Source organism: Wolbachia endosymbiont of Drosophila ananassae (assembly GCF_008033215.1).
Taxonomy (GTDB): Bacteria; Pseudomonadota; Alphaproteobacteria; order Rickettsiales; family Anaplasmataceae; genus Wolbachia; species Wolbachia pipientis.
This window is the reverse complement of the sequence record NZ_CP042904.1, coordinates 1,284,102-1,296,818: the sequence shown is the minus strand read 5'-3', so window position 1 is coordinate 1,296,818 and position 12,717 is coordinate 1,284,102. Positions and strand designations below refer to the sequence as shown.

The window sequence follows — 12,717 nt, the reverse complement described above, 5'->3', positions numbered from 1 at the left end:
CTATATTAGTATTTAGTTAAAAAAGGTGTACTACACGAAAAAAGACTTGCCTTTTTATGCTAAAACACGCATAACTTAAATAGTAGCAAGTAAACATAAGAAATTTATCTTGCGCTAAAAAAGCTAATTTTGTGAGGTACATATGTTATTTACGTTAAACAAAAAACTGGAAAAATTAAAGGAGAATTCATTTCGTGGAATAAATGAAAAAGACGCAGCAGGTTGCACAATATTGCACCGAGCAGCACAAGTGTCAGACCCAGAAGTAATAAAGTTACTGATAGAAAAGGGAGCAAAAACAAATATAGAAAACAAAAGCGGAGAAACACCACTACACCTAGCAGCATTCTATGGAAAGGTAGAGAATGTAAAAGTACTATTGGAGGAAGGAGTAGATGTAAATGCTAGAAACGGTAAAAGAAATACGGCATTACATTATGCGAGTCTAATGGGGTATGAGGAGACGGTAAGGGAGCTAATAAAAGGAGGGTCAAATGTTAATACTGGGAACTACATAGGAAGGACCCCCCTACATGAAGCAGTATTTATGAGGGAAATAGGGAATGTGAGAGCGATATTAGAAGCGGGAGGTGACGTAAATGCGAGAGACCAAAAAGGATATACATCACTGCATATAGCATGCAAAACAGGAGAAGGAAGGATAACAAAAGAGATAATAAAAGAGCTAGTAAAAGCTGGAGCAAATGTAGAGCAAAAGGATAAATTTGGCAAAACAGCAATGTATTATGCGAGAACTGAAGAGTTGCTAGAAAAACTAAGGGAGTTATCGGAGCGGACAGTAGATGCGATATTGAGCCTAAACCTAAAAGAAAAAGGAGAAAGAAGGTTTGAAGAAATAAGGGAAAAGCTAGAAGAAGCACCATTGGTCAAGAAGGCACTGATGGAAGTGGAAAAAGAGCTAGAAGATATGGATGAGAAGATAAAAGAGCTATAAAAAGAGCTTTCTGTAAGAGAAGGGAGTAAAAGGTAGGCTACAAGATAATAGGAATAATATGGAAAAAAAGATCATTAGAGGGAAAAAAGGAGCTTGATGATTTGGGAGAGTGCTCAATTGATGAAAGATAGCGTATGTGTTTCTAAAATTTTGCATAAAAGCTGAGAAAAACAAGGGTTAACAGTTGCGTCTTTTTCGCAAGAGTGACTGATAAATGGATTTATGGAAAAAAAGGAGTGCCCGAACTATAAAAATATTTACAGGAGAAACTATGAGAAAAAAGGTATTAACTGTAACTTGTCGATATGAACCTGATGAGTTAGCAGAGCAACATCTAGCAGACGCTTATGAGCTGTTACTAAGATATGCGGTAAAAAGAAACAACGAAAAGGAGATGAAAGAAAATGACAACAGTAGCATTATATGCGAGAGTTTCATCGAAGAAACAAGCGCAGAACAATACAATAGAGAGCCAAATTGCCGAGCTCAAGTGTAGAATTGCTGCGGATAAACATGAGTTATTAGATGAGTATGAATTTAAGGACAATGGCATTAGTGGGTGGATTTTAGGGCGTGAAGGTTTAGAAGCGTTACGTGATAAAGTAGCAGAAGGTGAAATTGATAAAATTTATATTCATTCACCTGACCGGTTGTCAAGAAAATCTGCACACCAAGTGGTATTACTTGAAGAGTTTGAGAAAGCAGGAGTAGAGGTAATATTCTCAAATCATAAGATTGAAAATAATCCAGAGTCTAAATTATTGCTAGGAATGCAAGGATTATTGTCAGAGTACGAATGTACAAAGACTATGGAACGTAGTCGTAGAGGAAAACGCCATAGGGCAAGAAAAGGTTGTATAAGTGTAATTGGTATTGCGCCTTTTGGTTATAAACGTATGAAGCATGTAGATAGAGAAAAGACAAGTTTTGAAATCAATGAAGAAGAAGCAAAAATAGTAAGGCAAATATTCATGTGGATAGGACAAGAAAGAATAAGTATAAGGGAAGCTATACGTAGACTAAAAGATATGTCAGTAAGAACAAGAACTGAAAAGAAGGTTTGGCGTCCAATAATAATTTGGAAGATGTTAAGAAACCCAGCGTATAAGGGACAAGCAGCGTTTGGTAAGTTAAAAAGGGTTGAAAGAATATCAAGAAAAAAAAGTAAACAAAAGGTAAAAAATGTTTATGTTTATCGTACAGATGAAGAAAGTTGGATTTATATACCAGTACCAAAGATAGTTGATGAAGGATTATTTAACAAAGTACAAAAGCAACTGGATGAAAATAGAAAAAGAGCAAGAATGCAGAGAAGGGAAGAGATAAATCTACTACAAGGTCTAACTATATGTCAAAACTGCAAAAGTACGTATAGTGGTGTGCATCATAGAGATGGGGAAAAAACGTATAGCTATTATCGCTGTAGTAGTATAGTACGTATTACTGATGATGAGGAAAAATGTAACAATAAATTAGTCCGAGCAGATATGTTAGAAATAGCTGTATGGGAAAAGGTGAAAGATGTACTAAAAAACCCAGAGATGATAAAAAAGGAATACCAACGTAGAGTATTAGAAAATAAAAATGATGAATCATCAGAGAAAAAGTTTGCAAGAAGAAAAAATCAAATAAAAGAAGGTATCGAAAAATTAATGGAAGATTATTATAGTCAAGAAAATGCAGGAGAGAAAGGATATATAAGCGAGGAAGAATTTAAACAGACAATGAAAAAAATGAAGGAACGCTTACAAGGGATAGAAGAAGAGAAAAAAAAGGTAGTTGATCAGAAGGCAGTAGAAAAAGGAATAAGTCTTATTATAAATAGTATAAAGAATTTTGTATCCGTTCAGCGGAGTGGCAGAATAAGGTAGACAAGGTGATCTAAAAAGATAATCATAGAGCAAAAGTGAAATAATATGGTAAACCTTTTAGAACTTTGCAAAAATTTACAGCAAAAAATAGAAAGGTTAGAAGCAAAAATAGAAAGATTGGAAAAAGAGAATGAAAGTTTAAAAGCAGAAAATAAGGCTTTAAAGATAGAAAATGCTGAGTTAAGAGAAAGACTCGGTTTAAGCTCAAAAAATTCATCAATACCAAGTTCCAAAGAGTTGTATAAAATAAAAAAGAATAAGCCGAAAAGCGAAAGGAATATTGGCGGTCAGGTTGGTCATAAAGGAAGTTTTCGCGCCAACATGGATGCAGATAAAGTAGTAAAGATAGAGTTGCCTAATACTTGCGAATGCGGAGGAGAAATTGCAATATGTGAAAAACCATATATTCATCAGAAAGTTGATCTTCCAGAAATCAAGCCTTATGTAGTGGAATATCAGTTAGAACATGGCCGTTGTCGGAGATGCGGAAAGAGAAGAAGTAGCAAGTTACCGGAAGGTGTTACGCCAGATACATTTGGTCCAAGGGTTAAGTCAATAATTGCAGCGTTCAGCGGATTCTACAAAAATTCAAAACGCGAAATAGCGAGTGTCGTAAATGATATCTTCAATTTGAACATAAGCGTCGGTAGCATATCAAATAGTGAACATAGAGTTGCTTCAAAATGCAAAAAAATGTATGAGCAGATCGAACAAGAGATAAGTAGGAGTAAAGTTCTACATATTGATGAAACGAGCCATTATAACAAAGGTAAACTCGCTTGGTGTTGGATGTTTGCAAGCAATACGGCAAGTTTTGTAAAATTTACAGAGTCAAGAGGAATGAAAGTTTTACAAAATAGTAAATTCTGCAATCGCAATAGCTTGGTAATAACTGACAGGTATGCAGCATACAATTATTTTGCCGATAAAAACAGGCAAATCTGTTGGGCACATTTATCAAGAGATTTTGAAAGATTAGCACATAGTTGGAATATTGAAGTTAAAGTTCTGGGTTGTTACTTGAGAAACGTGGCCACTGAATTATTTGCACTAAAAAAAGCTTTACTAAAAAGTGAGATAGATGTTTTGAGGTTTGTCAGACGTGCCAGAAAATTAAGAAAACGTACAAAGTATTACTTGAAGGAGATATCTCGTTTACCTGAAGCAATTGGAGCCTCTCGAGTTGCAAAAAATGTTCTGAGATCTGAAAGAATGATGTGGAAATTTTTAGATGACCCAGAAAATATTCCGCTGACAAATAACCACGCTGAACGGCAAATTCGGCATTATGTCGTTTATCGCAAAAACTCATATTTTACACAATCAAAGCGGGGAAATACATTCCTTGAGCGGATAATTTCATTATACTTAACTTGGAAACAAAGGGGTCTCAATCCTTTCCAAAATCTCCTATCTATTGTTTCTTAAACCACTCTCCTGAACGGATACAAATTATTTGTAACCGCTCACACTTAATTCTTCAATCTCACTAATAGAAAGGCCAGTAAACTTGACAATAGTGTTAACATCAACATTATTATCTTGCTTTGTCTACCTTATTTTGCCGCTCCCCTGAACGGATACAGAATTTTTATTCTAGTGTAAAATCGAACCTGGAACAGCTAGATTGGCAAACTAAGCGCGGCATTATTAAAGCATTAATAGGACAAATTAACATTGGTCGTGATCAGGTAGAAGTAGGATTTCAGATCGAAGAACCAGAGCAGGATGGGGGAATTCTTAATTTGTATCATTGTACTACACATCATGATAAGGGGGCTGGCGGAGTTTGTCAAGCAAGTTTTTTCGTTTCTATTTCCAATAAAAGTTCGTTATATGGTTATGCAAGAAGTCTAATGAATCGCGGCATGACGTCTTAGCTATAGATGCTGGTCTGTGTGATTTCAAGAGAAGCTTAGTAGATAAGTTGTGTTTTAAACCAGATTCGGTATTTTAAACTGAACATTTTCAATAATACCACCTGGCATAACTGAAACTTCTACATTCATGCTTACTTTTAGGTAGTCCATTAATTCATCAACTAATATGTCAGGAGCAGAAGCACCTGCAGTGATCCCTATCTTTTCTACGCCCTGAAACCAGCTTTTATTCACACATCTGTAATTATCAATCAAGTAGGCTCTTTTTCCTCTAGCAGTGCACAGATCTAATAAGCGGTTTGAATTTGAGCTATTTTTACTTCCTACAACTAATACCATGTCTACAATTTCAGCTAGCTTTTTAACAGCATTTTGTCTATTTTGCGTTGCATAGCATATGTCCTTTAAATCTGGACCTGTTATGCCTGGAAACCTTAATTTTAGGGCAGCAATAATGTCACGGGTATCGTCGATGCTTAACGTGGTTTGTGTAACATAAGATAAATTATCTGGATCTTTAACCTTTAAATCATATACATCCTGCAAAGTTTGCACTAAAGTGATAGGATTGTTTACTCTTCCCCTAATTCCCTTAACTTCTGGATGGTTTTCATGCCCAATGAGAATTAATTCTTTACCACTGTTTTCATACCTTTTTGCTTCTTTATGCACTTTGTTGACTAAAGGACATGTTGCATCAATCACTTGAATACCCTTTCTTTTTGCCTCATCTTCTATATTTTTTGACACTCCGTGCGCGCTGAAGATCAGTATTCCTCCATTATCTTCAATTTCCTTGATACTGCTTACAAAAACCACTCCTTGTTTCTTAAAGTCCTCTACTATATATTTATTGTGAACAATTTCGTGTAGCACATAAACTTGGCGCTCGTTTTTGTATTTTTCTAAAGTAATAGCTAATATGTCCACAGCTCTTTTTACCCCGGCACAAAAACCTCGTGGTTCAGCTAAGATGATTTCCATTTTTGTCAAATCAAGTAAATATGCAAGCATTACTTAAAAATAAGCTCCGCTCACTGTGTTTTATAGTACCATTATTTATATTTTATATAATAATTATTTTTCGCATATTCTCTTTAACATTTGATCAACTTACTACTTCAGAAAATTTTAGAAAAGATAATATAGTACATAAACAACCCGATATTTTAGATAGAAATGGAGTGGTAATAGCAACAAATGTGCCCACAACATCACTATATATAGATGCAACCAAAGTAAAGAATCCGGAAAGTATAGCAGCACAACTGTGTTCTACTTTGCATGACCTCGAATACAAGAACTTATATAGAGTACTTACTTCAGAAAAGAAATTTGCTTGGATAAAGCGGCACTTGACTCCAAAAGAATTACTAGCGATCAAAAACGCTGGTGTACCAGGAGTAAATTTTTATGACGACATAAAGCGTATATATCCTCACAGTAATTTATTTTCACACGTGCTTGGTTACACTGACATAGATGGCAACGGTATTGCAGGAGTTGAGGCATATATAAGTAAAAATAATGAGCAAGAAAAGCCCATAATACTATCCTTAGATACACGAGTGCAAAGCATAGTGCATGAAGAGCTAACTAAAGCTGTAAGCAGATATCAGGCACTTGGCGGAGTAGGAATTGTTTTAAATGTGAGAAATAGTGAAGTTATCTCGATGGTCAGCCTACCTGATTTTAATCCCAACTTACAGAATAAGGCAGAAGACGTACAAAAGTTTAATCGCGCCAGTCTTGGGGTATATGAGATGGGGTCGGTATTAAAATACTTTACAATAGCCGCAGCGCTTGATGCGAACGCTACAAAAACTAGCGATTTATATGACGTATCAACACCAATCACCATTGGAAAGTATAAAATTCAGGATTTTCATAAATCTAAAATTCCAAAAATTACTGTGCAAGATATATTTGTAAAATCATCCAACATTGGTGCAGCAAAAATTGCAGTCAAACTAGGTATTGAAAAACAGGTAGAATACTTTAAAGCTATGAAGCTATTTTCTCCTTTGAAAATAGAAATACCAGAAAAATCCACACCGATAATCCCGGATAAATGGAGTGAAAACACTTTAATAACAGCATCTTATGGTTATGGCATAGCTGTAACTCCTATACATCTTGCACAAACTGCAGCAGCATTAATCAACAATGGGATATTTCATAACGCAACCTTGATGTTGAATAAAAGAAGTATAGGAGAGCAAATTATCTCAAGAAGAACTTCCAGGGAAATGAGAAAATTATTACGTGCAGCAGTAACAGATGGCACTGGCAGAAAAGCAAAAATAAAGGCATATTCAATAGGAGGAAAAACTGGATCGGCGGAAAAAGTTGTAGATGGTAAATATAGCAAAGATGCAAACATAGCATCATTTATAGGAGTGCTAACTATGCTTGACCCAAGGTACATAGTGCTAATTGCTATTGATGAGCCTCAAGGGATGCACCATACCGGGGGAGTAATTGCTGCGCCTATAGTAAGAAACATTATAAATAGAGTAGCACCTATACTAAATGTTACACCTGAGATGTAAAATTATGATTGCTTTACTATAATTTCAAATTTATCATTACCAAAATCCTTATTAATATACCAAGAACCATCATCTTTAGTTACAAATTCAAGACCTTTAAGGTCTTTTTTTATTGTCTTTCCATTTTGACCATCAATAGCGATATTAATATCGAATGTAATAATGTCTAGATTTATCATAGCTTCTTTCCCGCTGCACGAATTTAGACTGAACTTGCCTAACATGACATCATTAAAACTCACTTCCCCTGTATAGACATCACACTGACCGTCCACACAACACGTAGTTTCAATATAGAAAAGATCTGACATACAAAATACCTTAAAAAAAAGAACTAAACATATATGGCCACTACACCACACCGCTAACAAGTAGTAAAGCGTCGATAAACCTAAGTTACTTTAGCTACGTAGCCATAATACAGCTAGAAATGTAAAATTCAACAGTTAATTGTGTGATTAATAGAGAAGTCTTATTTAGTACACCTTATAGGAATGGCTGTTTAGTTTTTTTGTTAATCTTTTTTACCATGCTGTCAATCATATGCTTTATCCCTTGATATACAGAGTATGTACTTTCGTCGCTACGCATATAAGCAGAACAGGAAAATACATTATGTTCTTCGTCTTCTATTGATAACTCTGTATCGCATTTTATGTGCTCGCCGCCAAGCCTTTCTATCAACTGTTCTCTGTCATCTCCTATAGTTACCTTAACCTTACTTTCTTCTTTACCTATCTTGCTACTTAAAATTGAAACAATGATGGCTGGAGATATGCATATCGCTCCTATTGGCTTTTTTGTAACAAAAAATTCTGAAACTAATCTTTCAAATTCAGGCATTACTGTCACCATGTCTTTACTTTCAGCTAAGTCAGATAAATTTTTCGCAACCCCGTATCCACCAGGTACAACTAGCATGTCAAAATTTTCAGCTTTGGCTTCTTTTAAGTCATATATTTCGCCTCTTGCGATTCTTGCTGCTTCCACAAGTACATTCCTTTTTTCTTTTGTTGCCTCTTTTGTTCTATGATTCATAACTTGTGTGATATTGATATCAGGTGCAAAGCATTTAACATCCACTTCCTGCTGATCAAGCACAAGCAAACTTAAAACCGCTTCTCTTACCTCTACACCGTCAAGGTGACCACACCCTGATAAGACCACAGCAGCTTTTAATTTTTTTTCACCCATAAAGTACCTTGATTTCATATAATCTAGATATTTTAATACAAATTCTATATTTGGAAAGGGGTATGTTATATCAATTATAATATAATTAATGATTAGTATGTATAATTAGGCATATTTATAATCAACGAAGCTGAATATGGAATCTAGCAATAGTATGTTTTTTGACACTGACTATCCAGAACTAAGAAAAGCTATTTCAGATATAATAGAAAGTATTGCACAATCCTCACAAGAGGGGAAAAAAGAGTTATTTACAACCCTATCAGAACAAGTTAAAGGGATGAACCTCAAAGATTTAGGTTTAGCGATTAATGACCAAGGCTTGCAAAAGAAGGTAAATAAAGAATTATTTATAAAACTCATTGAAGAAGCACTTAAAGATTTAACTTCTGAAAATGTTGACTCAAAAATAATAGAAGAGGCGTTAAAATCTGTTAACCAACAAGCAATAAGTAATGTTATAAATAATAATAAAGGTCCACTGGACAATCTAGTCAATTATTTTAAATCAGCATCTGCAAATAAAAAAATTGGAATAGCTTCTGCCGTAATGGTATTAGGAGCAGCATTTTCTCCACTTATTGTGCTTGCTACATTAATAGCGCTTGTAGCTATTGGAGCACGTTATGTAGGAATAGGTATAGGAAGGGCGGGTGAAAAAATAAAAGAAGGTGCGATTGAAACAGGAAAAGCAGTGAAAAGTTCATATAAGGATTTAATAGATAAATTACCTACAGTTCAAGCAAGAGAGAATAACTTTAGCAGATTAAGAACAAACGTGCTTGAAACTATTGCAAACATTAGTCTTAAAGATAACAAAAACGTTGACACTAAAAAAGGTTTTGATGATGGGAAAAAAATATTAGAAATGCTTCAAAATGAAGGGCAGCGATCTGCTATACAAGAGTTAGTAAAGAATGGAACCATTCAAAATTTTTCAAAAGATGATATGAGCAGACTTCTGGAAAAGGGCCTCAGTACTCATGTAGCAGATATGAAAGCACTTAATGACCTTATAAATAAATTTCAACCTGTAATTATGGCAATTGGTAGTGACATAAAAGAGGTAGAACAAAAAGTTAATGAGAAAGCTCAGGAAATGAAGCCAAATTCTCACTTAGGTATTTCAAGTGCTGCACGAGTTAGTGAAGGAGGAATCACAGGACCGAGTTGATGCATTTTTTGACGCAAAAATTACTATCAGAAAGAGGGATTGCGCTACTCCTTTTTATCCACTTTTTTGAGCAATCCACTTTCAAATCTAACACACATTTCAGTGATTATAATATCCAATTTTTGATCATGTTGTTCTACAGGTAGATTTTTACAATATTGTTTCTCATAGGCTACACCTATAAATATTTTTCCAAGCGGCCGTAATTTTTTTATCATTGTATCATACCAACCACCGCCAAAACCTAATCTATTAAAATGATCATCAAAAGCAATAACAGGAGTAATGATTGTGTCAGGAATTACGTCTTCATTTGTTTTGTTCCATTCCTCAAATTTTAGTAACTTATTTTTATTAGGAATTGCTACTTTATAATCTAAATCGAGTAAACTATGCATCAAAGGCACAACATCTATTTCCCCATCCATTGGAATGTAAGCCGCAATTGTTTTGCCTTTAACGTAGCTTAAGTTCTGATTAAAGAGATTAATAAGGGAATTTGCTGCATAACTGGAATAACTTTCATCAATATCTTTTCTTATAGCTCTATATTGCTCTCTTATTTCCTTTTTGTGCTGTTTAATATCTTTGAACATGATCTATCCATTTCGCAGTAAGTTTTTCTTGTAAACTATTTTGCTTCAAGCGCTCACTTAAAAAGTCAAAGTCAATAAACTCCATATCCTGGTCTTGATTACTGCAACTATAAACAAAACTTCTTTCTCCTGTTTCCTTATTTATATGTTGCTGAACACATTGAGCACAGATTTCTTTCATCATACACTGCATAGGAGAATTAACTGACGATATTGCTATATGACTTGACTTCAGATATGGCTTTAAAATTGTTTTTCTAGCTTCATTCACAGCTTTCATCATTTTATCAGAACCAATAGTGATAATTTTATCTATAACGTTCAAATTAATACCTAATCTTCCTTGTTGATAAGAGACTATTGCATCAACTATATTACCATGAAAGGATTTATCTTGATCTCTGCTTGTTTCTATCAATCCTTCTTCACATACCCAAACTACCGCATTTGATGCACGCTCTATCAGTGCTCGTTTAAATACATCACTTAACTTCTTATAGCCAGCGAAGTACAAAACCTTGTTATTATTTTCAAGACATGCCTTCCCTATCGAAAATAACACTGCATTTCCAACTCCACCACCAATTAGCATTATATTCTTCATGTGCTACTTTAACTACATTTGTTCAAATTTTTTGAAATTTTGTAGAACAAAGGCACACAAAGACAGAGACAAGGACACTCTCTGACTTCAACTATACCGATAACTGATAGCTGCATTTTTACGCATATCATCTAATAACAAGTTGCTTTGTATCATAATCTTTTGTTGGTACATTTTCTGTTTGATTGCTTCTATACCCGCTACATTACTCTTGATATCACACAACATCATCAACTTTGCAGTGCCATTTTCTCTCAATTCTACTATTTCATTCACACTTGTTTTACTAAATAAAATCTGTAAATCAGGATTTAAATCTCGCATTTTTATTTCAAATTCTTTTGCGTTTGGCAGCTTAAAATTATCTGCTAATTTATCAAAATTTAAACAATTAACTTTTTGCTCCTTGAGATTATCTAATAAACTTTCTGAACCTTCAACCACAATCTGTTTTAATTTTAAAGTGCTTTCCAGCAGTGCATGATTAAGTTGTACTTTATCTATTACTTTTATAACGGAGTAACCTTCACTGAAACTGAATGGACCTGCTATGTCGCTGGTTTCTAATCCTTCTAAAACGCTCTTGAGTTTTCCTTTTAGCTGACTTAAATTAACTGTTGCTTTACGCATCTTTATTGGAGATTCTGGGTTATTACTGTTGCGTAATTTTTTTACTAAATCTTCAGCTATACCATAAACGTCCTTGTCTTTTTGATCAGGAATTATAAACTCTTGGAACGTGATAAGATAATTCGGCTTTTCTGTTTGCCTTTTTACATCATTTATTTCTTTATCGCTTATATTAATAAATGGCACAATTCTTACTTCAATAATTTTGCTCCACAGTAACTGACATTTTATTTGTTTTCTTAAAATACCAAGATCTATATTATGCTTCTCTATGTATTGATCAACTTCATTAGCCTTAAGTTTAAAACTTTGGGTTAAAAATAACATAATAGCATTATCTAACTCCTCGTTGCTCAATTTTATATTCAGCCTCTGTGCTTCATTGATAATGACAATTTCGTCTATTAGCTCCCTAAGCACTTGAGGCTTTGCTTCTTTTTGATTAACACTTTGAGTGCCAAACAATGAATTTATAAAGTTGATGCGTTTTTCGATATCTAAATTTGAAATTGGTTCACCATTTACATCTGCAACAATTTCAATCTCGGTTGCAAGCAACCTAAGTGGCAACACTATCAACAGTAAAATTAGTATTTTATACATACAAGTAAAGTTGTTTAGTTAATAACCAATTCTATAATAAATACTGAGTCAATGCTAGCCAACTTTTTAATAGTGATCTCAGTGACAATGGAAATAAAAACCATTGCAACAAAATCAGGTACGCTGGTAAATAGGCTAAAAACATGCTAATATAGCGAATTTAAACCGTGCTAAAAACAGTATACGGAAGGAGAGGGATTCGAACCCTCGATACGACTTTTGGGTCGTATAACGGTTTAGCAAACCGCCGCCTTCAGCCGCTCGGCCACCCTTCCAAATTTAGAACCTAAAGATTATATAATACCAAGACCTCTACCACCTGTCTAATGCTTTTAATTGCAATATTTGTATCTGTTCAGATGCATGGCTAATGCTGAAACAAAAATTCCAGTGCTCCCTTTCTTGTCATCCCAGTGCCCAGACACTGGGATCCAGGATTTTGATTAGCACTAAGTTGGTGAGCATATAAGTGTTATGTTAAAATATAACGTTTTTACGGAAAGTCTGGATCCCAGTGTCACGCACTGGGATGACATCATTTACTATGTGCCATATTGCAATGTTCGTGCAGTTGTGCGCGGTATAGATTCCGCTAACACGTAGCGGAATGACGAATTTGTTATTTTTCAAATCGTAGAGCCACTTTAGCTATAAATCA

At 34.5% G+C, this 12,717-nt stretch carries 14 protein-coding genes and 1 tRNA gene; 7 read left to right on the top strand and 8 right to left on the bottom strand.

Annotated features, from left to right (window positions below):
* The first annotated feature begins 142 nt into the window (after nucleotides 1–142).
* From EA652_RS06290 to EA652_RS06270, 5 genes are all read left to right on the top strand, one after another.
* Entirely contained in the window at nucleotides 143–955 is an 813-nt protein-coding gene (locus EA652_RS06290) for an ankyrin repeat domain-containing protein (RefSeq protein ID WP_007548441.1), read from the top strand.
* 271 nt (nucleotides 956–1,226) lie between these two features.
* Nucleotides 1,227–1,451 (top strand): hypothetical protein, encoded by a 225-nt coding sequence (locus tag EA652_RS06285; protein WP_238514240.1) that lies wholly within the window; start codon nucleotides 1,227–1,229, stop codon nucleotides 1,449–1,451.
* Nucleotides 1,360–2,826 (top strand): recombinase family protein, encoded by a 1,467-nt coding sequence (locus EA652_RS06280; protein ID WP_244942331.1) that lies wholly within the window; start codon nucleotides 1,360–1,362, stop codon nucleotides 2,824–2,826. The genes EA652_RS06285 and EA652_RS06280 overlap by 92 nt, the downstream gene beginning before the upstream one ends.
* 45 nt (nucleotides 2,827–2,871) lie before the next feature.
* Nucleotides 2,872–4,254, top strand: coding sequence for an IS66-like element ISWen3 family transposase (locus EA652_RS06275; protein WP_007548562.1), 1,383 nt, complete (start codon nucleotides 2,872–2,874; stop codon nucleotides 4,252–4,254).
* 119 nt (nucleotides 4,255–4,373) lie between these two features.
* Nucleotides 4,374–4,706, top strand: coding sequence for a hypothetical protein (locus EA652_RS06270; protein ID WP_039964312.1), 333 nt, complete (start codon nucleotides 4,374–4,376; stop codon nucleotides 4,704–4,706).
* A gap of 54 nt (nucleotides 4,707–4,760) precedes the next feature.
* Here the strand turns inward: EA652_RS06270 and ispH are convergent, their stop codons facing one another.
* Nucleotides 4,761–5,690, bottom strand: a complete 930-nt coding sequence (gene ispH / locus EA652_RS06265; RefSeq protein ID WP_012673399.1) for a 4-hydroxy-3-methylbut-2-enyl diphosphate reductase — start codon at nucleotides 5,688–5,690, stop codon at nucleotides 4,761–4,763.
* Between the two features lie 20 nt (nucleotides 5,691–5,710).
* On the opposite strand from ispH, the gene EA652_RS06260 reads away from it, so the two are divergent.
* Nucleotides 5,711–7,258: a peptidoglycan D,D-transpeptidase FtsI family protein gene (locus EA652_RS06260; RefSeq protein ID WP_012673398.1), complete on the top strand. Its 1,548-nt coding sequence runs from the start codon at nucleotides 5,711–5,713 to the stop codon at nucleotides 7,256–7,258.
* 2 nt (nucleotides 7,259–7,260) lie between these two features.
* Here the strand turns inward: EA652_RS06260 and EA652_RS07495 are convergent, their stop codons facing one another.
* Together EA652_RS07495 and elbB are read right to left on the bottom strand one after the other, a co-directional pair.
* The gene (locus EA652_RS07495; protein WP_039963709.1) at nucleotides 7,261–7,569 is read right to left on the bottom strand and encodes a hypothetical protein; all 309 of its coding nucleotides are present in this window, start codon (nucleotides 7,567–7,569) and stop codon (nucleotides 7,261–7,263) included.
* A gap of 175 nt (nucleotides 7,570–7,744) precedes the next feature.
* Nucleotides 7,745–8,470: an isoprenoid biosynthesis glyoxalase ElbB gene (elbB, locus tag EA652_RS06250; RefSeq protein ID WP_007548447.1), complete on the bottom strand. Its 726-nt coding sequence runs from the start codon at nucleotides 8,468–8,470 to the stop codon at nucleotides 7,745–7,747.
* A gap of 118 nt (nucleotides 8,471–8,588) precedes the next feature.
* Here elbB and EA652_RS06245 point away from each other — a divergent pair, with 118 nt between their 5' ends.
* A complete protein-coding gene (locus EA652_RS06245; protein ID WP_121721669.1) occupies nucleotides 8,589–9,626 on the top strand; it encodes a hypothetical protein in 1,038 nt (345 codons plus the stop codon).
* A 44-nt stretch (nucleotides 9,627–9,670) separates the two neighbouring features.
* On the opposite strand, the gene EA652_RS06240 is transcribed toward EA652_RS06245, so the two are convergent.
* From EA652_RS06240 to EA652_RS07010, 5 genes are all read right to left on the bottom strand, one after another.
* Nucleotides 9,671–10,222 carry a 5-formyltetrahydrofolate cyclo-ligase gene (locus tag EA652_RS06240; protein ID WP_006280381.1) on the bottom strand — a complete coding sequence of 184 codons (552 nt, stop codon included), beginning with the start codon at nucleotides 10,220–10,222 and terminating at the stop codon, nucleotides 9,671–9,673.
* Nucleotides 10,206–10,826 (bottom strand): ferredoxin reductase domain-containing protein, encoded by a 621-nt coding sequence (locus tag EA652_RS06235; RefSeq protein WP_006280380.1) that lies wholly within the window; start codon nucleotides 10,824–10,826, stop codon nucleotides 10,206–10,208. The genes EA652_RS06240 and EA652_RS06235 overlap by 17 nt, the downstream gene beginning before the upstream one ends.
* 87 nt (nucleotides 10,827–10,913) lie before the next feature.
* Nucleotides 10,914–12,059 (bottom strand): SurA N-terminal domain-containing protein, encoded by a 1,146-nt coding sequence (locus EA652_RS06230; protein WP_007548451.1) that lies wholly within the window; start codon nucleotides 12,057–12,059, stop codon nucleotides 10,914–10,916.
* A 184-nt stretch (nucleotides 12,060–12,243) separates the two neighbouring features.
* A tRNA-Ser gene (locus EA652_RS06225) sits at nucleotides 12,244–12,334 on the bottom strand.
* A 202-nt stretch (nucleotides 12,335–12,536) separates the two neighbouring features.
* Nucleotides 12,537–12,689: a hypothetical protein gene (locus EA652_RS07010; RefSeq protein WP_153801321.1), complete on the bottom strand. Its 153-nt coding sequence runs from the start codon at nucleotides 12,687–12,689 to the stop codon at nucleotides 12,537–12,539.
* Between the last annotated feature and the right edge of the window lie 28 nt (nucleotides 12,690–12,717).